17 protein-coding genes are annotated in these 21,415 nt (G+C 71.6%); 6 read left to right on the top strand and 11 right to left on the bottom strand.

Annotated elements, in window-relative coordinates:
• Nucleotides 1-31: 31 nt before the first annotated feature.
• Nucleotides 32-820 carry a transporter substrate-binding domain-containing protein gene (locus OG562_RS01995; RefSeq protein ID WP_266392884.1) on the bottom strand — a complete coding sequence of 263 codons (789 nt, stop codon included), beginning with the start codon at nucleotides 818-820 and terminating at the stop codon, nucleotides 32-34.
• A gap of 315 nt (nucleotides 821-1,135) precedes the next feature.
• Here OG562_RS01995 and OG562_RS01990 point away from each other — a divergent pair, with 315 nt between their 5' ends.
• The 3 genes from OG562_RS01990 (at nucleotide 1,136) to OG562_RS01980 (ending at nucleotide 4,870) form a co-directional block, all read left to right on the top strand.
• The gene (locus tag OG562_RS01990) at nucleotides 1,136-1,963 is read left to right on the top strand and encodes an IclR family transcriptional regulator (RefSeq protein ID WP_266392882.1); all 828 of its coding nucleotides are present in this window, start codon (nucleotides 1,136-1,138) and stop codon (nucleotides 1,961-1,963) included.
• Nucleotides 1,964-2,141: 178 nt separating this feature from the next.
• A complete protein-coding gene (locus OG562_RS01985; RefSeq protein ID WP_266408950.1) occupies nucleotides 2,142-4,238 on the top strand; it encodes a xanthine dehydrogenase family protein molybdopterin-binding subunit in 2,097 nt (698 codons plus the stop codon).
• Nucleotides 4,239-4,402: 164 nt separating this feature from the next.
• Complete coding sequence (locus tag OG562_RS01980; RefSeq protein ID WP_266392880.1) at nucleotides 4,403-4,870, top strand: (2Fe-2S)-binding protein; 468 nt, start codon at nucleotides 4,403-4,405, stop codon at nucleotides 4,868-4,870.
• A 45-nt stretch (nucleotides 4,871-4,915) separates the two neighbouring features.
• On the opposite strand, the gene OG562_RS01975 is transcribed toward OG562_RS01980, so the two are convergent.
• Genes OG562_RS01975 through OG562_RS01965 form a run of 3 tightly spaced genes read right to left on the bottom strand, consistent with a single transcriptional unit; the run spans nucleotide 4,916 to nucleotide 8,090 of the window.
• Nucleotides 4,916-6,187: a sugar ABC transporter permease gene (locus tag OG562_RS01975; protein ID WP_266392878.1), complete on the bottom strand. Its 1,272-nt coding sequence runs from the start codon at nucleotides 6,185-6,187 to the stop codon at nucleotides 4,916-4,918.
• A 5-nt stretch (nucleotides 6,188-6,192) separates the two neighbouring features.
• A complete protein-coding gene (locus tag OG562_RS01970) occupies nucleotides 6,193-6,975 on the bottom strand; it encodes an ATP-binding cassette domain-containing protein (RefSeq protein ID WP_266392875.1) in 783 nt (260 codons plus the stop codon).
• Nucleotides 6,976-7,001: 26 nt separating this feature from the next.
• Nucleotides 7,002-8,090 carry a sugar ABC transporter substrate-binding protein gene (locus OG562_RS01965; RefSeq protein ID WP_266408948.1) on the bottom strand — a complete coding sequence of 363 codons (1,089 nt, stop codon included), beginning with the start codon at nucleotides 8,088-8,090 and terminating at the stop codon, nucleotides 7,002-7,004.
• Nucleotides 8,091-8,237: 147 nt separating this feature from the next.
• On the opposite strand from OG562_RS01965, the gene OG562_RS01960 reads away from it, so the two are divergent.
• Together OG562_RS01960 and OG562_RS01955 are read left to right on the top strand one after the other, a co-directional pair.
• Nucleotides 8,238-10,739, top strand: coding sequence for a SpoIIE family protein phosphatase (locus tag OG562_RS01960; protein ID WP_266392872.1), 2,502 nt, complete (start codon nucleotides 8,238-8,240; stop codon nucleotides 10,737-10,739).
• A 146-nt stretch (nucleotides 10,740-10,885) separates the two neighbouring features.
• A complete protein-coding gene (locus tag OG562_RS01955) occupies nucleotides 10,886-11,971 on the top strand; it encodes a sugar ABC transporter substrate-binding protein (protein ID WP_266408946.1) in 1,086 nt (361 codons plus the stop codon).
• 57 nt (nucleotides 11,972-12,028) lie between these two features.
• On the opposite strand, the gene OG562_RS01950 is transcribed toward OG562_RS01955, so the two are convergent.
• Together OG562_RS01950 and OG562_RS01945 are read right to left on the bottom strand one after the other, a co-directional pair.
• A complete protein-coding gene (locus OG562_RS01950) occupies nucleotides 12,029-12,571 on the bottom strand; it encodes a hypothetical protein (protein ID WP_266392870.1) in 543 nt (180 codons plus the stop codon).
• A 431-nt stretch (nucleotides 12,572-13,002) separates the two neighbouring features.
• The gene (locus OG562_RS01945; protein WP_323187464.1) at nucleotides 13,003-14,211 is read right to left on the bottom strand and encodes a LacI family DNA-binding transcriptional regulator; all 1,209 of its coding nucleotides are present in this window, start codon (nucleotides 14,209-14,211) and stop codon (nucleotides 13,003-13,005) included.
• 262 nt (nucleotides 14,212-14,473) lie between these two features.
• On the opposite strand from OG562_RS01945, the gene OG562_RS01940 reads away from it, so the two are divergent.
• Complete coding sequence (locus OG562_RS01940) at nucleotides 14,474-15,016, top strand: DUF1697 domain-containing protein (RefSeq protein ID WP_266392867.1); 543 nt, start codon at nucleotides 14,474-14,476, stop codon at nucleotides 15,014-15,016.
• Nucleotides 15,017-15,084: 68 nt separating this feature from the next.
• Here the strand turns inward: OG562_RS01940 and OG562_RS01935 are convergent, their stop codons facing one another.
• The 5 genes from OG562_RS01935 to glpK form a co-directional block, all read right to left on the bottom strand.
• Nucleotides 15,085-15,786 (bottom strand): FadR/GntR family transcriptional regulator, encoded by a 702-nt coding sequence (locus OG562_RS01935; RefSeq protein ID WP_266392865.1) that lies wholly within the window; start codon nucleotides 15,784-15,786, stop codon nucleotides 15,085-15,087.
• Between the two features lie 80 nt (nucleotides 15,787-15,866).
• Nucleotides 15,867-16,910, bottom strand: a complete 1,044-nt coding sequence (locus OG562_RS01930) for an ABC transporter permease (RefSeq protein WP_266392863.1) — start codon at nucleotides 16,908-16,910, stop codon at nucleotides 15,867-15,869.
• 2 nt (nucleotides 16,911-16,912) lie between these two features.
• The gene (locus OG562_RS01925; protein WP_266392861.1) at nucleotides 16,913-18,508 is read right to left on the bottom strand and encodes a sugar ABC transporter ATP-binding protein; all 1,596 of its coding nucleotides are present in this window, start codon (nucleotides 18,506-18,508) and stop codon (nucleotides 16,913-16,915) included.
• A 68-nt stretch (nucleotides 18,509-18,576) separates the two neighbouring features.
• Nucleotides 18,577-19,629, bottom strand: a complete 1,053-nt coding sequence (locus tag OG562_RS01920) for a sugar ABC transporter substrate-binding protein (protein WP_266392858.1) — start codon at nucleotides 19,627-19,629, stop codon at nucleotides 18,577-18,579.
• Between the two features lie 244 nt (nucleotides 19,630-19,873).
• Nucleotides 19,874-21,391, bottom strand: a complete 1,518-nt coding sequence (gene glpK / locus OG562_RS01915; protein ID WP_266392855.1) for a glycerol kinase GlpK — start codon at nucleotides 21,389-21,391, stop codon at nucleotides 19,874-19,876.
• Between the last annotated feature and the right edge of the window lie 24 nt (nucleotides 21,392-21,415).

The raw sequence follows: 21,415 nt of genomic DNA, 5'->3' as shown, positions 1-21,415 counted from the left end.
GCCGGCCGCCCCCCGACGGGACTCGGGTGACTCAGTAGGACGGGTTGAGCGGGAAGACGCGGTCGACGCCGAACCACTTCTTGTAGAGGGCGTCGGCCTGTCCCGAGGTGTTGAAGTCCCGCAGCCAGGTGTCGACCCACTGCAGCCAGGTCGCGTCGCCCAGCGGCACGCCGATGCCGTTGTACTCCAGCGGCACCACGGAGTCCTTGGTGACCTTGAGGGAGGAGTCCTGCTTGGCCTGGTAGTTGAGGAAGTTGGAGTCCTCGACCATGGCGTCGGCCTGTCCCTGCTTGACCGCGAGGACGGCGGCGGCCGAGGTGTCGTACTCCTGGATCTTGGCCTGGGGGTTGCCGGCCTTGACGGCGTCGCCGTTGGTGGAGCCCTTGGTGACGGCGACCGTCTTGCCCGTGAGGTCCTTGAGGGTGGCGATGCCGCTGGACTTCTTCACCAGCATCACCTCGCCCGCGACGATGTAGGGGTCGCTGAAGGAGACCTGCTTGGCGCGCTCGGGGGTGGTGGTGAAGTTGCACACCACCGCGTCGACCTTCTTGGTCTGCAGGTTCGGGATGCGGTTGGCGGAGGTCGTGTCCACGATCTTGACCTTGACGCCGAGCGCCGTGGCCATGGCGGTGGCGACGTCCACGTCGAAGCCCTGCGGCTTGTTGTCCTTGCTGAGCGAGCCGAACGGCGGGAACGTCAGACAGCTGGCGATGTTCAGGGTGCCGCGCTTGATGACGGTCTGGAGCGTCGAGGACTGGGCGCCGCCGCCGGTGGAACCGGCGGCGGAACTGCACGCGGTGAGGAGTGCGGCACTGGTCACACCGGCACAAATCAGCATCAGTGGGCGAGTACGGTGACGAAGTCTGCTCACGGGGGTTCCCTTCCGGGAGGAGGGGGCGAACGCCGACGGTCGCCAAAGGGGTTCTGCGCGAGGGGTTCTGTGCGGGGGTTCTGTGCGAGGGGTTCGCGCGGGGGGTCCGCACGACGGTTCCGCAAAGGTGTTCTGCAATGCAAAACGTCATTCCGAATTCCGCGTGACGTTGCGCAGAAGTTAGCCCCGGGGATTTGGGGCCGTCAATGGGCGATTTCAATATGTGACATACAGTTTTGCTATGCAGCACGCTAGGATGCCTGCGTGACTGACACCCCCGACGCCCCGGCGGTCGACGCGCCCGCCGCCCGTCGCAACGCCTCGTCCTCCCTGCGCCGCGCACTCGGCATCCTCATGTACCTCGCCGAGGACCGAGGCCACCCGCACGGCGTCACGCTGACCGACCTCGCCGCCGGGCTCGACCTGAGCAAGTCCACCGTGCTGCGGCTGGTCGCGCCGCTGCGCGAGGTACGGCTGGTGGACCAGGACCCCGAGTCGGGCCGATACCGCCTGGGCCCGCAGAACGCGCTGCTCGGCCAGGCCTACCTGGAGCGGCGCGACACCCGGCAGATCACCTCCCCGGTGCTGCACCGGCTCGCCGAGCAGAGCGGGGAGACCATCCACCTCGTGACCTTCGACTTCCCGGAGATCGTCTACATCGACAAGGTCGAGAGCCCCCGGGCGGTCCGGATGCACTCCCGCATCGGCGGCCGGCTGCCCGCCTACTGCACGGCCACCGGCAAAGTCTTCCTCGCCCATGCCGACGTCGACGTCGTCGACCAGGTGATCGCGGCGGGCCTGCCCGCCCGCACCCCGGCCACCATCACCTCCCCCGAGCGGCTGCGCGAGGAGCTCGCGCTCATCCGGGAGCGCGGCTACGCCGTCGACGACGTGGAGAACGAGCAGGACATCCGCTGCGTCGCCGCGCCCATCCACGACCACAGCGGCGCCGTCACCACGGCCGTCAGCATCTCCGGCCCGGCCTCCCGGGTGACCCGCGACCGCCTGCCCGAGATCGGCGGCCTGCTCATCGCGGCGACCAGGGACATCACCGAGAGCCTGGGAGGCGTGGTCGCGCCGACGCTCGGTTAGACCCGCCGGCGGCCGACGCTCTGGATCGGCGAGGTCCGGGACGCCGCTGGGCGCACATCCCGGCGGCTCGGCCGTTCCACGCAACCTTGTGACCCGTCGGACCCTCATACCAGGGGAACCCGCCCGGACACACGGAGAGGAGCGTCCGTTGGCCCGTCAGCTGTCGCGCCGGAAGTTCATGGTCCACTCGCTCGCGGCGTCCACCCTGACCGTCGCCGCGCCCCTCGGCTGCGACGCGCCGTCGGCGCACGGTGTCGAGCCCACCGCGCCGGACGTCCAGGGGGCGTCCGGCGGGGTCCTGGTCACCGGCGCCGACGAGGAGATGCTGGTCCTGGAGGTCACCGCGGCCAACCGGATCGTCGTACGGCTGCCGCGCGTCGAGGTCGGGCAGGGCATCACGACCGCGGTCGCCATGATGATCGCCGAGGAGCTGGACGCCCGGCTGGCCGACGTCGACATCCCGCTCGCGCAGGCCCGCACCCAGGGCAACCAGTACACCGGCGGCTCGAACTCCGTCAGTTCGCTGTACGGTCCCGCCCGCGCGCTCGCCGCCACCGCCCGGGCCCGTCTGGTGACCGCGGCGGCCCGGCGCTGGCACGTGCCCGCCTGGACCCTGCGGATCCAGGACACCAGGGTGGTCGCCCTCGACGGTCGTACGGCGACCTTCGGGTCGCTGACGGCGGCCGCCGCCAAGATCCGCAGGACCGCCGTGTCGAGCAAGCCCAAGCCCGCGTCCCGGCACAGGGTGATCGGCCGGCCGACCGGGCGGATCGACGCACGGGACATCGTCACCGGCAAGGCGCAGTACGCCGGGGACCTGACCGTCGCCGGGGCCAAGCCGACGGTGGTGGCCCGGCCGCCCACGCTCGGCGGGAAGCTCGTCTCGGTCGACGACCGGGCGGCCCGCGCCCTGCCCGGGGTCCACGCGGTGGTCAGGATCCCCGGCGGGGTGGCCGTGGTGGCGGAGACCTTCCACCACGCCTTCAAGGCCCGTGACGCCCTGCGCGTCACGTGGGCGCCGGGACCGCTGGCGGCGTTGTCCGACGCCGCCATCCGGTCCCGGCTGCGGGCCGCCGTCCCCGCGCTCGGCGCCGCACCGAGCGGATCGGCCCAGGTGGAGGGCGAGTTCGCGTTCGCGTTCGTCAGCCACGCCCCGATGGAGGTGCTGACCGCGGTGGCGGACGTACGCGCCGACCGCGCCGAGATCTGGTTCTCCTCCCAGACGCCGATGGACGCGCGGGAGAGCATCGCCTCGACGATCGGACTGCCCGTGTCCAAGGTCCGGGTCCATGTGGTGCGGGGCGGCGGCTCGTTCGGACGGCGGCTGAACTACGACGCCGCGATCGAGGCGGCGCTGATCTCGAAGGCGGCACGGCGGCCGGTGAAGCTGATGTGGAGCCGCGCCGACGACCTCCGGCACGGCAGGATGCGCGGCGCCTCCCACCACCGGATCCGGGCCAGCCACGCCCGGGGCAGGGTGGTGGCCTTCGGCCACGCGATGGCCTCGGTGAGCGAGGCCTACGAGCAGGGGCTGTCCGGCCTGGGCGGGGTGAAACCGGCCGTCGTCCGCGCCGCAGGCCCGCTGCCCAGCGACAGCGGCCTCTACGACTTCGGCCGCCTGTCGGGGGATTCGGGCTCCGTGGAGCTGGCGATGCCCCTGGGCGCCTGGCGGTCGGTGGACTCCGGCACGATGCGCACCGCGGAGGAGATCGTCGTCGACGAGGTCGCCGCGAGCCTGGGCCAGGACCCGGTGGCCTTCCGACGCGGCACGCTCAGGAACAAGACCGTCAAGGCCGTGCTCGACAAGGTCGCGACCGCCGGGGCCTGGGGCCGGTCCCTGCCGCCCGGCCACGGACAGGGGGTGGCCGTCCACGAGGAGTACGGCTCCTGTGTGGCCTGTCTGGTCGAGATCGACGCCGCCGACCCGAACAAGCCCCGGGTGACCCGGGTGGTGATGGCGGCCGACGTGGGAACGGCCGTCAACCCGCGCGGACTGGAGGCCCAGCTGATGGGCGCCTGCGTCGACGGCATCTCCACCGTGCTCCAGGCAGGACTGCACATCGACCGGGGCGCGGTGCGCGAGGGCAGCTTCGCCGACTTCCGCTACGCCCGTCAGCGGCACGCCCCGCTGCGCTTCGAGGCGCACATCATGCCGTCGCGGCGGGAGCCCGGCGGGGCCGGCGAACTCGGCGTGCCGGCCGCGGCCGGCGCCGTGGCGAACGCCTACGCCCGCGCGACCGGCACCAAGCCCCGCCGTTTCCCGATCGACTTCTGATCAAGTGTCCGGGACCGAGTCCTGATCAGCAGTCCGGGTCCGACTGCGATCACCGTCCGGGTCCGACTGCCGATCACTGTCCGGGTCCGACTGCCGATCACTGTCCGGGTCCGACTGCCGATCACCGTCCGATCACCCTCCGATCACCGTCCGAGAAGGTGCTGATGCCGTCCTACTCCTTCGTCCTCAACGGGAAGCCGGTCACCGTCGAGGCGCCCGCCGACATGCCGCTGCTGTGGGTGCTGCGCGATCTGCTGCACGTCACCGGCCCCAAGTACGGCTGTGGCGTGGGCGTCTGCCGGGCCTGCACCAGCCATCTCGACGGCGCGGAGATCCAGCCCTGCGTCGTCCCGGTCGCCGACTGCGTGGGTCGCGCGGTCACCACCATCGAGGGCCTGGCCGACGGCGACACCCTGCACCCCGTCCAGCAGGCCTGGCTCGACTGCGACGTGGCGCAGTGCGGCTTCTGCCAGCCGGGCCAGATCATGGCCGCGGCGGCCCTGCTGGAGAAGACGCCCCGGCCCACGGACGACGACATCGACCGCATCGAGAACGTCTGCCGCTGCGGCACGTACTCCCGCATCCGCGAGGCGATCCGGAAGGCCGCCGAAGGCCGTCGGACCGACGCCTGACCCCGCGCACCGGCACAGCCGTCTCCCGCCCCCCCGGAATCCGGGTCAGGCCCGCCCGTGTGCCTCCTGCGAGCGGCGGGACAGGGAGTCGATGACCACCGCCGCGAAGAGCACCCCGCCCGTGATCACGAACTGGAGGGCGGTGGGGGTGTCCGTGATCGCCATGCCGGAGGCGATCGACTGGATGACCAGCATGCCCAGCACCGCGGACCAGGTCGTGCCGCGCCCGCCGAACAGGCTGGTGCCGCCGATGACGGCCGCCGCGATGGCGTTGACCAGCAGGACGCCCGAGCCCGAGCTCTGGCTCACCGAGGTGATGCGGGAGGCCAGGAACAGGCCGCCGATCGCGGCCATGGTGCCCGACACCGCGAGCACCGCGGTCTGCACCCGCAGCACGCTGAGGCTGGCGCGCCGGGCCGCCTCGACGCTGCCGCCGACGGCGTAGACCTGCCGCCCGTAGTGGGTGCGGCGCAGCACGATGTCGAGGCCCGCCACGATCACCAGGAAGATCAGGAGGGCCAGCGGCAGTCCCTGGAACCGGTTGAGCAGATACGCGACGGTGAACGCGAGCACCGCGACCATGCCCGTGCGCACGAGGACGCCCCGGAGCGAGCGGTACGGCATGCCGACCGCCCTGCGCCGCCGTCGGTCTCGGTCGGAGACCAGGAAGACCACACCCGCGGCGACCGCGGCGAGGCCGTAGGCGACGGCGTCCTGGCTGAAGTAGTAGCTGGTCAGTTTGGCGACGAGGCCGTCCTCGTCCAGGTTGACGGTGCCGCTGTTGCCGAGGATGGACAGCATGATGCCGTTCCAGGTGAGCAGCCCGGCGAGGGTGACCACGAACGCAGGGACCCGGGTTCTGGCGATGGAGAAGCCCTGGACGGTGCCCGCTGCGGTGCCCGCGAGCACGGCGAGGATCACGGCGAGCCACTCCGGCACGCCGTGGTTCACGTTCAGCACGGCGAACACGGCCGCCGCGAGTCCGCTGATCGAGCCCACCGACAGGTCGAGCTCGCCGAGCAGCAGTACGAAGACGATGCCGACCGCGATCAGGCCGGTGCCGACGATGTCCACGCTGAGGTTGGACAGGTTGCGGGGGGAGAGGAAGTTGTCGTTGAGGGACTGGAAGGTGATCCAGACGACGGCGAGGACGAGGACCACGGGGAGCGATCCCAGGTCGCCGGCCCGCAGCCGGCGCCGGAAGGCGGCGATCCCGCTCTCCGCGGCACGGGCGACGGCCTGTCCGCGGCGAGGTGGGCGGGGCGCGGCGTCGGCCGCGGCGCGCTCGGTCCGTGGGTCGTCCGCAGTGCTGCGCATGTCTTTCACCACCCCGCCTCCCGGGAGGCCGGCCGGCGGGGCACGTTCTCCGTGGCGCCGGTGATGGAGGAGATGATCTGCTCCTGGGACGAGGTGTTCACGTCGAAGAAGCCGTTGTTGCGGCCGAGCCGCAGTACCGCGGCGCGGTCCGCAAGCGCCTTCACGTCGCCCATGTTGTGGCTGATGAGCAGGACCCCGAGGCCGCGGTCGCGCAGTTGGTCGATGAGGTCCAGGATCTCGGTGGTCTGCTCGAACCCCAGCGCGGCGGTCGGCTCGTCCAGCAGGAGGACGCTGGGGTCGCCGAGGAGCGAGCGGGCGATGGCGACCGTCTGCCGCTGTCCGCTGGAGAGCGAGACGACCGGGCCGCGCAGCTCGGGCAGCCGCCGGGTCAGGCGCTCCAGCAGTTGCCGGGTACGGCGCTCCATCTCCATCTCGTCGAGGAACCCGTACCGGCGGATCTCCCGCCCCAGGAACAGGTTCCCGACGACGTCGAGGTTCCCGCACAGCGCGAAGTCCTGGTGGACGGTGGCGATGCCGAGGTCCCGGGCGTCGTGCGGGCGTCTGATGTGGACCGCCCGGCCCTGCCACTCGATGACGCCCCTGTCGGCGGGGGCGACCCCGGAGATCACTTTGACCAGGGTGGACTTGCCCGCCCCGTTGTCCCCGAGGAGAGCGACGACCTGACCGGGGTGGATCTCCAGCTCGATGTCGGTGAGGACCTCGACGGCGCCGAAGCGCTTGCACACGCCGCGCAACGCCAGCAGCGGGGGATCCGCCACGTCAACCATCTCCTTCCCCGGCCGGAACCGGCCGGTCAGGTCAGCCCGACCCGGTCGCAGGCGGTCCGCAGCTGCGGGATGCAGATCTGCTGGACCGTGTACAGGCCCTCCTTCAGCACGGTCTCCTTGAGGTTGCCGGCGGTCACGGACACCGGGGTGAGCAGAACGGCCGGGACCGTCTTCCCGTCGTCGGTCCGCACCTCGCCGGTGGACACCCCGTCGAGGCCTTCCCCGCGGGCCGCGGCCACCGCCATGGCGCCCCCGGCGGCGGCCTCGGGCCCGAAGGGCTTGGACACGGTCATGTACTGCTCGCCGGCGACGATGCGCCGCAGGGCCGCGAGTTCGGCGTCCTGCCCGGTGACGGGCGGCAGCGGGTCGACCTTGTTCGCCTTGAGGGCGGAGATGCTCCCGGCGGCGAGGCCGTCGTTGGCCGCGTAGACCCCGTCGATGCTTTCGGCGCCGAGGGCCGAGAGGGCGCCGGACATGTTCATGTGCGCGGTCTCCGTCCGCCACTGGAGGGTGTCGTACGCCTTGCCGATCTTCACCCGTCCGTCGAGCACGGACAGCGCGCCCTCCTTGAAGGCCACGGCGTTCGGGTCGCTGGGGTCGCCGTTCATCATGACGATCTGGCCGCCGGGCACCTTGTCGCCCATGGCCTTCAGCAGCGCGCGGCCCTGGAGCCTGCCGACCTCCTTCCCGTCGAAGGAGACGTATCCCGAGATCGGGCCGGCGGAGAGCCGGTCGTAGGCGATGACCGGGATGTCCGCCTGCTGGGCCTTGGCGACGGCGGGGCCGAGGGACCGGCCGTCGACGGCCACGAGCAGGATCGCGTCCACGCCCTTGGTGATCATGGAGTCCATCTGTTCCTGCTGGAGGGCCACGTCGCCCTTGGCGTTGGCGTGCTCGACCGTGCACGTGTCGCACAGCTCCTTGATCTTCTTCTCGAGCAGGGGGCGGTCCCGGGTCTCCCAGCGGGCCGTGGTGGCGTCCGGCAGCAGCACGCCGATGCGCGGGCCGTTCCCTCCTTCGGAGTCGTGCTCCGCCCCCGCCCCGCAGGCCGCGAGGGCGACGGCCGTCCAGAACGCGGTCACGGTGACGGCCGTGGCCCGTATACAGGCCTTCATGTGCGACACCGCCTGCTGTCTAGGGCCATGAGGTCGATGGCAATAAGGTAGATATGTTCGGTTGGCCCGTATATGCGATTCTGGTGTGCGGGTGCCCTGATCTCAACCTGTCGCACCGTCGACCTGGACGGGAGGTGGGTGGCGGACATGCCTCATGACGGCCGTGCCGGGGCCGGGGTCTCGCAGCTGTGGGCGACCGAGGCCGCCGCGGCGGACACCGGCCCGCCGCCCCTGGCGGCTCAGCCCGCCACAGGGGTTCCGGCCCTGACATTCGCCGGAGTGGACCTGGCGGCGGTCTACGCGCCCCGGGGCGAAGAGCTTCGACTGCTGGACAGCGCCGGGGCCGCCCGCGCCGGGCCGGGGCCGCCCGAGCTGCTGCCGCTGTCCGGCGACTCGCCCGCGGCGCGGGCCTACCGCACCGACCGGCCCCTGTGGCCGGCCCCCGGCGAACCCGCCTCCCTTCCCGGGACCTCGCTCGTCGCACTGCCCCTGCGCACGGAGGGCAGACGGCTCGGCTGCCTCCTCGTCACCGGGGCGTCGTCGGACGGCTTCGCGCCCGAGCAACGCCGCTTCCTGGAGTCGTACGCCGACGCGGTCGCCGACCGGCTCGGGGCCGGGCCGAGCCCGCCCGTGCCGTCGGCGCTGCTCGAGCCCGCCCTGCGCGCTCTGGGCGTCGGCTCCTTCGTGCTGGTCCCGGACACCGGCCTGATCGAGGCCGACGACACGCTGCTCGCCCTGGTCGGCATCACACCGGACGACTTCGACGGCAAGGCCGACACCCTCCTCGCGCACGCCCTCCCGGAGGACATGCACGCGCTGATGTCGGTCCTGGAGACGTCCACCCAGACGTCCGGCCGGCGCGACCTGGAGTTCCGGGTCCGCGGCCCCACCGGCGAGATGCGCTGGCTGAGCCTGAGCTGCCGGGTGGAGGCGGGCGCCGGAGACCGGCTGGAGCAGGTGCGGGGCGTGGTGACGGCGACCTCGGTCCTGCGCCGCGGCGCCGACGACGTCTCCCGGATCCAGTGGCTGACCGCCGCACTCGACGACGCCGCGACCGTCCGTGACGTCGGCCGGGTCGTGATCGCCGCCCTGCGCGAGCCGCTGGGCGCGGACCGGGTGGCGCTCGCCGAGGTGCAGGACGACCGGCTCATGGTCAGCGTGCTCGACCCGCCGTACCCCGCCGCCTGGCCGGAGATCTGGCGTTCCGAGTGGCGTACGGAGTGGCCCGACGCGCCCGTCCGCGCGCTGCCCACCCTGCAGAGCGCCCTGCGGGACGGACGGATGGACCTGTGGCCCGCCGGCGCCGCCCTCGAACCGGGGCTCGCGGGCATCGGCGCCGGGGGACTGGCCGTGCTGCCACTGCCCGCCAAGGGCCGGGTCGCCGGGCTGTGCCTGATCGGCTGGGACCAGCCGCACGAGTTCGTCCCCGAGGAGCGGTCCCTGCTGACCGCCACCGCGGCCCTGGTCGGACAGGCCCTGCGGCGGGCCCACGCGCACGACGCGGAGCAGGAGCTCGCGACGATGCTCCAGCGCAGCCTGCTGCCGCGCCGCCTCCCCGAACTGCCCGGGGGCACGGCCGTCGCCCGCTATCTGCCCGCCCGCCGGGGCCTGCAGGTGGGCGGCGACTGGTACGACGTCATCGCCCTCTCCGAGGACCGGGTGGCCCTGGTGATCGGGGACGTGCAGGGACACAGCGCCGGAGCCGCGACGATCATGGGACAGATGCGCACCGCGGTCCGGGCCTACGCCATGGAGGGCCACCCGCCCGACGTGGTCGTCTCCCACGCCAACCGGCTCCTCGTCGCCATGGAGACCGATCTGTTCGCGACCTGCTGCTACGCCGAACTGGACATGGAGGAGGGCAACACCCTGTTCGTCCGGGCCGGCCACCTCGCCCCGCTGCTGCGCCGGCCCGACGGCACCGCCGAGGAGGTGGAGGTCGAGGGAGGGCCCCCGCTGGGCGTCCTCGCGGAGGCGGACTTCCCCATGACCGCGGTGGCGCTGACCCCCGGCACGGTGCTCGCCCTGGTCACCGACGGCCTGGTCGAGGCCGCCGACCTGCCCCTGGACGAGGGGATGCGCCGCACCCGAGGCGCGCTCGCCGCCGCCGACCCGGCGGACCTGGGCAGGACCGCCGACGAACTCCTCGGCGACGTCGGCCGCCGCGAGGACGACGTGGCGGTACTGCTCCTGCGCTACGACGGCATGGCGGTCCGGCCGATCAGGGCCGGCTGGATGGTGTGGCGGCTGCCCGACGCCGTCATGCACGCCCGCCGCTTCACCGCCCGCATCCTGCGCCGCTGGAAGGTCGAGGAGACGGCCGACGCGGTGCTGCTCGTCGTGTCCGAACTCGTCACCAACGCCCTGGTCCACACCCAGGGCCCGGTCCGCCTCGACCTGGTGCTGCGCGGGAACCGGGTGCGCGTCTGCGTGAGCGACTCCTCGCCCCGCGCGCCCGCCAAGCCGGTGATCGTGGACTGGGAGTCCACCGGCGGCCGCGGCCTGCTGCTGGTCGAGGCGATGTCGGACTCCGTCGGCTCGATGCCGGTGGCCGGCGGCAAACAGGTGTGGAGCGAGATCGCCGTACCGGACGGGGAGTCGGCTCCCGAGGCCTCGGGCCCCGCGGCGGAACGGGAGGGCCTGCCATGAGAGCGCCCAGGCAGACCTCCGGACCGGCCTCCGGACCGGCCTCCGGACCGGCCTCCGGACCGGCCTCCGGACCGGCCTCCGGACCGGCCTCCGGACCGGCCTCCGGACCGGCCTCCGGACCGGCCTCCGGACCGGCCTTCGGACGCATGCGGCGACGCGGACGCGTCCTCGCCGCGCTCGCCGCGGCGCTCCTGGCGCTGCCCCTGGCCGCCTGCGGGGCGGACCACGGGAAGGACGCGGACGGCTTCACCGTCGGCCTGCTGCTCCCGAGCCGCGCGGTCCCCCGCTGGGAGCACGCGGACCGGCCGCTCATCGAGGAGCAGCTGAAGAAGCGCTGTCCCGCCTGCACGCTGGAGTACGCCAACGCCGAGAACGACGCGACGCGACAGCGGCAGCAGATGGTCACGATGATCACCAAAGGGGCCGAGGTCCTGATCCTGGACGCCGCCGACACCAGGGCGCTGCGCTCCTCGATCCAGGAGGCGCGCCGGGCGGGCGTCCCCGTGGTCGCCTACGACCGGCTCGCCGAAGGCCCGATCGCCGGCTTCGTCGGCTTCGACGGCCGACAGGTCGGCAGACTCCAGGGCGAGGGGCTGCTGCGCGCCATGGACGCGGCGAACCCCGGGCGCGTGGGCACCGTCGTCATGCTGAACGGCGACCCGACCAGCCCCAACGCGGCCTGGTACCGCAACGGCACCCTGTCCGTCATCGCGGGCAAGGTGCGCATCGGCAGGTCGTACGACGTCCAGGACTGGAGCACGCAGAACGCCCACGTCGCCATGTCCGCCGCCATCGCCGCCCTGGGCCCCGACGGGATCGACGGCGTCCTGGCGGCCAACGACTCCATCGCCGCGGGCGCCGTCTCCGCGCTCAAGGCCGCCGGCGTCACGGACCTTCCGCCCGTCACCGGCCAGGACGCCGACCTCGACGCCGTACGGCGCCTCGTCAACGGCGAGCAGTACATGACCGTGTACAAGTCCTTCCGGCAGGAGGCCGCGGCGGTCGCCGCCATGGCGGTCGCCGTGGGGCGCGGCGGGGACGCCCGCGACACCGCCACCACGACGATCGACAGCCCCACCGCCCGGCGGGTCCCGGCCGTCCTGCTCACCCCCAGCGCGGTGACCCTCGACACCATCAAATCGACCCTGGTGAAGGACGGCGTGTTCACCGTCGACCGGATCTGCGCGCGGGAGCTGCGCGCTGCCTGCGACCGGGCCGGACTCGCCGGGTGAGCCGACGACGACCGACCCGGCGCTCGCTCGGCCGGCGCTCGCTCGGGCGGCACCCCCTCAGCGGGTGGCCGTCCAGCTGTGGGCGACGTCCACGACCAGGTGGCCGTCCAGACGCAGTACCCGGAAGGGCAGCCGGGCGCGCACGCCGAGCCCGAGCTGTGTCTGGCCCTCGAAGCTGCTGGCGAACCGGGTGTCGCGGAAGGTGAGATACCCGGTGAGGTTCACGCCGGGCAGGGGCTGTCCGGCCCGGCCGGGGTAGGTGGAGGCGCCGGTCTCCGGGTCGTAGGAGGGGGCGTTCACCCGTACTTCCAGGATGGCTCCGCCGCCGACCGGGATGACCCGGCCGGAACCGTCCTGGTACAGCGTGTCGACGTACCCGACGGAGTAGCCGAGGTCGTCGCCGGCCGCGCCGGGCACGTCGATGACGAGCCGGTCGTAGCAGTCGTGGCGGCCGGTCCTGACGTTGGTCACGGGCGTCGAGGTGCTGGAGAGGTATGTCTTGTCGAGGCTGCCCCAGCCGGTGGGGCAGGCGACGGCCTGCGCGGCGGCGACCGGCGCGGCCACGGCCGGAACCGCGGCCACGCCCAACGTGGCGGTCATGAGGGCTGCGGTCACCCAGACGGCGCTGCTTCGTACCATGATGTCCCCCGAAGAGTAGGAGTGCCGGATATCAGGTGAGACATTCTGGTTAGCCCAAAGGTTGCACTGTTTTTCGGTCAGTCGGCGCGTTGAACGACCACGGGACGGCGACCGCACGCCCCGTGCACGCCCACTCGACGAGCTCTCAGTCCTGTGGACCGTCTGTGAGTGCGGTCCGAAGGGTCGGCTGCGCTCCGGCGGTCGCGCCGGTCAGGTACGGGTTCTCGATCGGCGCCAGGTGCGACGACCTGGCTCAGGGCCCCTGTGCTCAGGGGCGGCCCGGCGTTGCCCTGAGCACAGCGGGCGGTGGGCGCGGGCGTGATAGGTGCAGCGGCTCGAAGGAGGATCAGGCGCCCGTTCATGGGTGCTGCGTCCGGGCTGATCGGTGGGGTTCAGGGGCGAGGGGCGGAGCCTCCGTTCGACGACGACGCGCTCGACGGCGGATGCGACGAAGGGCTCGACGACCGGCGTGACGACGGGCTCGACGACGTACTGTGCGTGCCTCCGCGGGTGGGGGAGGCGGTGTGCCGTCCGCCGGCCGGGGTCGTCCGGGCCGGCGGTGGTGCGGTGGAGGCGCGAACGGCGAGGTCGACCGGTGGGTCGCTGGACGGCAAGGGATCTGCGTCCGGGTTCTCGATCGCGTGCACGAGACGCTTGAGTCCCTCCTGCGCCACGGCGTCGAACGGCTGGGGCACCGTGGTGAGGGGAGGCGTCACATAGGCGGCGACCGGGACGTCGTCGAAGCCGACGACGCTGACGTCCTCAGGCACCCGCCGTCCGGCCTCCGACAGCGCCCGGATCAGACCGATCGCCATGTCGTCGTTGGCGGCGAAGACCGCCGTGACGTCACCGTCCTCGGCCAGCACGCGTCCCGCGCGGTAGCCGGAAGCGGCCGACCAGTCGCCCTCGACGACCGTGGGCACGGTGCTGCCCCGTTCGATCAGCGTCGCCCGCCAGCCCTCCAGCCGGTCCCGGGCGGCGTACCACCGTTGCGGACCGGCCAGATGATGGACCGTCAGATGACCCAGATCCAGCAGGTGCGCGGTCGCCGAGCGGGCCATCAGGTCGGCTCCGACCCCCGCGGTCAGCACCAGGGGCGCGGAGACCGGGGAGGGCGCGCCGAGGACGAGGACGGGTACGTCGACCCGGAGGGGGGCCTGTCCTTCTGCCCCCGTGCCCTCCTCGTCGATCGGCTCGGAGACGACGATGCCGTCCACGCCCTGGTCGAGGAGCGAGTCCACGGCGCCGGCGAGACCCGCCGGGTCGCCCTCCATGGTGTTGACCACGCGGAGCGCGTAGCCCGTGTCCCGGACGGCCCGCTCGACGCCCATGAGCAGCGAGGCGGGCCCGTACAGGGCGGTGCCCAGGGTGACCACGCCGATGGAGCGGGTCCGTCCCGAGGCCAGGGCTCGAGCGGCGTTGTTGCGCCGGTAGCCGAGCTGTTCGGCGGCCTCCAGGACGCGCCGGCGGACGTCGGCGGAGACGTACGGCTCGTCGTTGAAGACCCGGGACACCGTCTTCTGGGAGACCCCGGCCAGCCGGGCCACGTCCATACTGCGCGGCGCGGCGGAACTCCCGCCCCGCCCTGTTCCTCGCGTCATGGCGTCTCCCGGTGGCCGTTCGATCGAGCCCGGGGTCGAGCCCGGCAGCAAGCTCGGCGTCTAGCTCAATGATGTCAGGCGCGCCTTATGGCTGCGCAGTCATGCCTGCGCAGCCATAACGCGGGCGTCAAGAGTTCGGAACGCGCCTGCGGCGATAAATCCCCCTGGGGATATATGGGTCTTATCGACTCAAAGTCGCGCAGGGGTGTCGCTAGACTGGCGCGGTCCAGGACCCGGGCTCCCCACGGATAGGGTGATCGTCTTGCTCTACATCGCATTCCTGCGAGGCATCAACGTCCCCGGCCGCTCGGTGAAGATGGACCATCTGCGAGGGCTGTTCCGTGACATGGGCTTCGACTCCGTCCGCAGCCACATCCAGAGCGGGAACGTCTTCTTCGAGACCGACGAAGAGGACCGGAAGGTGCTCGCCGACACGATCGGCGCCGGTCTCCGGGAAGCCCTCGGCTACGACGTGGCGGTCTGCCTGCGCACGATCCCCGAGGTGGAGGCGCTGATCGCGCTCGACCCGTTCAAGGACGTCACCGTCACCGAGGGCATGCGCTGCTGCGTGGTGTTCACGACCGAGCGGATCGATCCGGCGCTGGAGCTGCCGCTGCTGTCCCCGAAGAAGGACATGGAGATCATCGGCGCCAGTCCCTACGAGGCCTTCGTGGTCTGGTACCTGATCAAGGGGCGGCCCCCCGCCGCCAAGGGCTTCCAGCGGCACCTGGGACATGACGCGACGACGCGCTTCTTCCACACCCTCGTAGCCATCCTCGCGGCCGCCAAGAAGGGCGTGTCCTGACGGACCGGGCACCCGATCGGGAAGCCGTCAGCCGTCAGCCGTCAGCCGTCAGCCGTCAGCCGTCACCGTCAGCCGTCGAGTGCGCCGAGGGGATCCCCGACGAGGCCGGCCGCCAGCCACTGCTCCACCGCCGCGATGTGGACCGTGGCGGTGGAGACCGCCAACTGCGCGTCGCGGGACCGCAGTGCGCGGAGAATCTCGTCGTGCTCCCGGTGGGCGTGCTCCACGGCCCGCTGGGTCCGGGTGCCCCGGACGATGCGGACCCGCTGGGTGCGGGTGGACAGCACGCGCAGCAGCATGGACAGCACCGGATTGCCGACCGCCTCGACGATCCGCAGATGGAACGCGATGTCGTGGCCGACGAACTCCTCGACCGTCGCGGCGGACCGGGACCGCTCCAGGATGGCGCCCAGCTCCTGGAGGTCCTCCGCGTCGAGCAGCGTGGCGGCCAGCCCCGTCGCCTGGGGTTCGAGCAGCCGGCGCACCTCGAGCAGTTGCAGGGCCGTCTGCCCCTGCGAGACGTCCGAGGCGAAGGACAGCGCCTCCAGCAGGAGATGGGGCTCCAGACTGGACACGTACGTGCCGTCCCCCTGGCGGGTCACCAGGATCCGCATGGCGGTCAGCGCCCGCACCGCCTCGCGCAGCGAACTGCGGGACAGTCCGAGCTGTCCGGCGAGGATCTCCTCCTTGGGCAGCCGCGAGCCCGGCGCGAGGTCGCCGGCCACGATCATCGCCTTGATCTTGTCCATGGCCTCGTCCGTCACTGCCACGAGCGTGCCTCTCTGCCCGACTGCTGCCGATTCGACTCCCGGTTCCGCTCCTGCGGTCGCTCCTGGTTCCGCTCCTGGCGCTACTCCTGCTTCTCGCCGGACGCGAAGCGGGAGATGATCAGCGCGACGATGATGATCGCGCCGTTGAGGAACTGGTTCCACAACGGCGGCACACCCGCCAGCGTCATCACGTTGACCACGAGCTGGAGCGTCAGCACACCGGTCAGCGCGCCGAACACGGAGCCCTTGCCGCCGTTGAGGCTGACCCCGCCGATCACGGTCGCGGCGAAGACCTGGAAGATCCAGCCGCTGCCCTGGGTGGCGGAGATCGAGCCGTAGTGACCGCTGTAGAGGATGCCGGCGAACGCGGCCAGCAGACTGCCGATGATCAGGACCGCCCACACGATCCGGTCCACCCGGATGCCTGCCGTGCGCGCCGCCTCCGCGTTGCCGCCGATCGCGTACAGTGCCCGGCCGTGCCGCAGCCAGGCCAGGGCGGCGCTGCCGAGGGCGAACAGCACCACGCAGATCCAGATCGCGGCGGGCGCGCCCCACCATGACGCCTTGCCCAAGTAGGTGAAGGAGGACGGCAGTTCGACGATGGACTGGCCCTCGGAGAGTGCGACCTGGAGCCCGCGCAGCATGGTGAGCATGCCGAGGGTGACGATGAAGCCGTTCAGGCGCAGCTTCAGGATCAGGAACCCGTTGACGGCCCCGATCGCCACGCCGACCAGCAGACAGAGCGGCACGGCCGTCCACTCCGGGAACAGCCCGAGGCCGGTGAACCGCGCGCCGCTGGTGGGCAGGACCAGCCAGACGGCGATGACCGGAGCCACGCCGATGGTCGACTCCAGGGACAGGTCCATCCGTCCGCAGATCAGGATCAGCGCGGTGGCGAGGACCAGCAGGCTCAGCTCGGTGGACTGCTGGGCCACGCCGATCAGGTTGTCCGAGGTCAGGAAGGCCGGCGAGACGATGAACCCGATCAGCCCCAGGACCAGGATGGCCGGGATCAGCGACAGCTCACGGAAGCGGCCGAGGTCGAGCCTCCGCCGGGCGCCCTCGGCGGCGGGCTTCTGCGCCGTGCCCGCTCCCGGGTCGGTGACATCTGTGGTGGCGGACATGACTACCTTCCGTGCTCGTCGGTGTCGGATGCGTCGGCCCGGCCGGCCACGCCCTCCATGGCGGCGACCATCTGCTCGTCCCGCCAGCCGGGGGCGAACTCGGCGACCACCCGGCCGTGGAACATGACGACGACCCGGTCGCACCCCCTCAGGTCGTCCAGCTCGTCGGAGACGATCAGCGCGGCCTTCCCGCCGTCCGCGACCTGGCGGATACGGCGCAGCAGGAACTCCTTGGAACGGACGTCCACCCCGTTGGTGGGGCGGACGGCCACCAGGACCCGGGGGTCGGTGGCCAGCGCCCGCGCGACCACGACCTTCTGCTGGTTGCCGCCGGACAGCGCGGACACGGGGGTGCCCGCCCCCGGGGTCTTGATGTCGAGATCCCGGATCATGCGCTGCGCGAAGACCCTGGTCCGGGAGGGCAACACCGTGCCGAACGGCCCGAGTTGGCCGGTGACGGTGAGCGTCGCGTTCTCCGCCACACTGCGGTTGTTGACCAGCCCCTGGAGATGGCGGTCCTCCGGGACCAGCCCGACGCCGGCGGCGAGCGCCGACGGGACGCTGCCCGTGCGGACACCGCGGCCGCCGACCGAGATCCGGCCCGCCTCGGCGCGGTGCAGACCGGCCACGGCCTCCCCCACCCGCACATTGCCGCTGGCCGCCGCTCCGGCGAGCCCGACGACCTCGCCGGAACGGACCGCCAGCGACAGATCACGGCAGGCGCCGGGAAGGGTGAGGCCCTCGATCGTCAGGAGTTCCCGGACCTCGGCCGGTGCGGCGGCAGAGCTGTCGCCGAGCGAAGCGCCGCCGAGGGAACTGCCGGTGGGGGAAGCGGTCTCTCCGGTCATGGCCTCCACCAGGGCCTGGTGACCCACCTCGGCGACGGGCGCGGTGAGGACATGGGTCGCGTCACGGTAGACGGTGACGGTGGTGCAGAGGTCGTACACCTCCTGGAGGTGGTGGGAGATGAAGAGGAAGGCGACGCCCTGCCGCCGTAGGTCGTGGAGTTTGTCGAAGAGTCGGCCGATGCCGCGGGCGTCGAGCTTCGCGGTCGGCTCGTCCAGGACGATGAAGCGTGCGCCGAACGACAGCGCGCGGGCGATCTCCACGAACTGCCGCTGCTCCACCGTGAGTTCCCTCGCCCGGGCGGTGGGATCGACGTCCACGCCGTACTCGCCGAGGAGTTCCTCGGCCCGTCGGCGCAGTTGCTTCCAGCGGATGGGCTGCAGGGGGCCCGCGCTCTGCCGGTTGAGGAAGAGGTTCTCCGCGACGGTCAAGTCCTGGATGATGGTGGACCGTTGATAGACGCAGGCGACCCGGGAGCGCCAGGCGTCGATGTCGCCGACGGCCGGGGCCGGTTCGCCCGAGAAGCGCACGGCGCCGGTGTCGGGCCGCTGGAGTCCGGTCAGCAGGGACACGAGCGTCGACTTGCCGGCTCCGTTGCGGCCCACCAGGGCGTGCGACTCACCGGCGGCGACGGCGATCCGGGCGTCGCGCAGCGCCACGGTCGCGCCGAACCGTTTGCCGACTCCGATGGCCTCGGCCACCGGGGCCGGGCTGCCGCCGCCGTGCGCCGGCGCGGACGCGGTCTCCGCCATGCGGGATACCGTCCTTCGTGGGGAGGGGACGAGGGGGTGCGGACGAGGAGGAGGGGTGATCAGGTCGGTCACTGGCCGACGTTGTTGCCCCACAGGGTCTTGTCGTCCACGTTGTCCTTCGTCACCAGCGGCGCCGGCAGCTGGTCCTCGAGGCCGTTCGGGATCTTGATGATCGTGGAGTCGTGGTCCGTCTTGCCGGGCTCGAAGGTCTTGCCGTCGGCCGCCGCCTGGGCGTAGTACAGCGCGTACTTGGCGTAGAGGTCGGCGGGCTGGGAGACGGTGGCGTCGATCTGGCCCTTGCGGATCGCTTCGAACTCCTGCGGGATGCCGTCGTTGGAGATGATCGAGATGTGCCCCTTCTGGCCGGCCGGCTTGAGCAGTCCCTTCTGCTCCAGCAGGGCCAGCGTCGGCTGCAGGAAGACGCCGCCCGCCTGCATGTAGACGCCGTTGAGGTCGGGATGCTGGGCCAGCAGGCTCTGGAGCTTGGCGGAGGCCACGTCGCCCTTCCAGTCGGTGGGCAGCTCGAACACCTGGATCTTCGGGAACTTCTCCTTCATGCACTGTGCGAAGGCCTCCGAGCGGTCGCGCCCGTTGATGGAGTCCAACGCCCCCTGCAGCTCGGCGACCTTGCCCGTGCCGCCGAGCTGCTTGCCGAGGAACTCGCAGGCCTTGGTGCCGTACGCCCGGTTGTCGGCGCGTACGACCATGTAGACGTCGCCCTTGTCGGGGCGGGTGTCGACGCTCACCACGGGGATCTTCTTCGAGGCGAGGGTGTCGAGGGTGGAGGCGATGGCGCCGGTGTCCTGCGGGGCCATGACGACGGCCTTGGCGCCCGTGTTCTCGAACACCTGGACGTTGGCGACCAGTTTGGTGATGTCGTTCTGCGAGTTGCTCAGCGGCAGCGCGTTGACCGCGTCGGTCTTGATGTCCTTCTTCAGGTATTCGGCGTAGGAGTTCCAGAAGTCCGAGTCGGCGCGGGGCAGGTCGATCCCGATGGCGGGGCTGTCGCCGCCCGACCCGCCCGAGCCCGAGCTGTCCCGGTTGCACGCGGTGAGGAGGGTGAGGGCCGCGACGACGGCGCCGACTGCTGCGGCGGTGGAACGGGTGCGAGCGAGCTTCATGGCCGGGTTCTCTCCTTAGCCAGGGCTGTGAGCCGCGCGAGGCGGTGATTCCTCCGATGTATCTCGAATGCTGAGGACGTTACGGCGGCGTTGCGCGCACTGACAAGAGGTCGTCACCGACGAGTTGCGCGCACACATGCAGCCGGGGCGACGGATGTTCTCCGTCGCCCCGGCCGCCAGGTGTCAGTACTGTCCGGTACTGTCTCTAAAGCCGCTTTGCCGTCATTCCTCCGATGAATGGCTGTTACTCGACGGTGGCCCAGTCGAGCGTGCGCTCCACCGCCTTCTTCCAGCCCGCGTACCCCTCGGCCCGCTGTTCCTCGGACCACTGGGGCTCCCAGCGCTTGGACTCCTGCCAGTGGGTGCGCAGTTCGTCGGTGTCGCGCCAGAAGCCGGTGGCCAGCCCCGCCGCGTAGGCGGCGCCGAGCGCGGTGGTCTCGGCGACGACCGGGCGGCTCACCGGCACGCCGAGCACATCGGCCTGGATCTGCATGCACAGGTCGTTGGCGGTCACGCCGCCGTCGACCTTCAGCACGTCCAGGTGGACGCCGGAGTCCTGCTCCATCGCCTCGACGACGTCGCGGCTCTGGTAGCAGATGGCTTCCAGGGTCGCGCGGGCGAGATGCCCGTTGTCGTTGTAGCGGGCGAGACCGACGATCGCGCCGCGTGCGTCGGAACGCCAGTACGGGGCGAACAGGCCCGAGAAGGCCGGGACGAAGTACATCCCGCCGTTGTCCTCGACGGTACGGGCCAGCGTCTCGCTCTCGGCCGCGTCGCTGATGATCTTCAACTGGTCCCGCAGCCACTGCACCGCGGACCCGGTGACCGCGATGGAGCCCTCCAGGGCGTAGATCGCCGGGCTGTCGCCGAACTGGTAGGCCACCGTGGTGAGCAGCCCGTTCTGCGAACGCACCAGCTCCGTACCGGTGTTGAGGACCAGGAAGTTGCCGGTGCCGTAGGTGTTCTTGGCCTCGCCCGGCGCGTAGCAGACCTGGCCGACCGTGGCCGCCTGCTGGTCGCCGAGCACCCCGGCGATGGGGATGGCGGCCCGCAGCGGGCGGGAGGTACGGGTGACCCCGTACGCCTCGGCGTGGGACGAGGGGTTGATCTTGGGGAGCATGCGCCGGGGGATGCCGAAGAAGCCCAGCAGTTCGTCGTCCCAGTCGAGGGTCTCCAGGTCCATCAGCATGGTGCGGCTGGCGTTGGTCACGTCGGTGGCGTGGATGCCGCCGTCGGGGCCGCCGGTGAGGTTCCACAGGACCCAGCAGTCCGTGTTGCCGAAGACCGCGTGTCCCTGCTCGGCGGCCTCGCGGACGCCGTCGACGTTCTCCAGGATCCACTGGATCTTGCCGCCGGAGAAGTACGTCGCCGGCGGCAGTCCCGCCTTGCGGCGGATGACGTCGCCCTGGCCTGAGCGTTCCAGGGCCGCGGCGATGGAGTCGGTGCGGGTGTCCTGCCAGACGATGGCGTTGTAGTAAGGGCGTCCGTTGCGCGGATCCCATACGACGGTGGTCTCCCGCTGATTCGTGATGCCGATCGCCGCCAGGTCCTCCGGCGCCAGGTTCCCGTGCCGCAGGGCGTTCTGCATCACCGAGTTGGTGCGCTCCCAGATCTCCACCGGGTCGTGCTCGACCCACCCGGAGCGCGGGAGGATCTGCGCGTGCTCCAGTTGGTGCTTCGCCACCTCGTTGCCCGCGTGGTCGAAGATCATGAATCGGGTGCTGGTGGTGCCTTGGTCCACCGCGCCGACGAAGTCAGCCATGGGTTGCCGCCTCTGTAGTGGGTG

Origin of the sequence: Streptomyces sp. NBC_01275, assembly GCF_026340655.1 — a bacterium.
Classification (GTDB): Bacteria; Actinomycetota; Actinomycetes; order Streptomycetales; family Streptomycetaceae; genus Streptomyces.
The sequence above is the reverse complement of the archived record's forward strand: the minus strand, read 5'-3'. Positions and strand labels throughout refer to the sequence as shown.

Excerpts from the sequence above, each read along its gene's own strand:
- OG562_RS01925 (WP_266392861.1), bottom strand. The coding sequence starts at position 18,508 with ATGGCGGAGACCGCGTCCGCGCCGGCGCACGGCGGCGGCAGCCCGGCC.
- OG562_RS01960 (WP_266392872.1), top strand. The coding sequence starts at position 8,238 with ATGCCTCATGACGGCCGTGCCGGGGCCGGGGTCTCGCAGCTGTGGGCG.
- OG562_RS01985 (WP_266408950.1), top strand. The coding sequence starts at position 2,142 with ATGGTCCACTCGCTCGCGGCGTCCACCCTGACCGTCGCCGCGCCCCTC.
- OG562_RS01965 (WP_266408948.1), bottom strand. The coding sequence starts at position 8,090 with ATGAAGGCCTGTATACGGGCCACGGCCGTCACCGTGACCGCGTTCTGG.
- OG562_RS01980 (WP_266392880.1), top strand. The coding sequence starts at position 4,403 with ATGCCGTCCTACTCCTTCGTCCTCAACGGGAAGCCGGTCACCGTCGAG.
- OG562_RS01950 (WP_266392870.1), bottom strand. The coding sequence starts at position 12,571 with ATGACCGCCACGTTGGGCGTGGCCGCGGTTCCGGCCGTGGCCGCGCCG.
- OG562_RS01975 (WP_266392878.1), bottom strand. The coding sequence starts at position 6,187 with ATGCGCAGCACTGCGGACGACCCACGGACCGAGCGCGCCGCGGCCGAC.
- OG562_RS01955 (WP_266408946.1), top strand. The coding sequence starts at position 10,886 with ATGCGGCGACGCGGACGCGTCCTCGCCGCGCTCGCCGCGGCGCTCCTG.
- OG562_RS01945 (WP_323187464.1), bottom strand. The coding sequence starts at position 14,211 with ATGACGCGAGGAACAGGGCGGGGCGGGAGTTCCGCCGCGCCGCGCAGT.
- OG562_RS01930 (WP_266392863.1), bottom strand. The coding sequence starts at position 16,910 with ATGTCCGCCACCACAGATGTCACCGACCCGGGAGCGGGCACGGCGCAG.
- glpK (WP_266392855.1), bottom strand. The coding sequence starts at position 21,391 with ATGGCTGACTTCGTCGGCGCGGTGGACCAAGGCACCACCAGCACCCGA.
- OG562_RS01970 (WP_266392875.1), bottom strand. The coding sequence starts at position 6,975 with ATGGTTGACGTGGCGGATCCCCCGCTGCTGGCGTTGCGCGGCGTGTGC.
- OG562_RS01920 (WP_266392858.1), bottom strand. The coding sequence starts at position 19,629 with ATGAAGCTCGCTCGCACCCGTTCCACCGCCGCAGCAGTCGGCGCCGTC.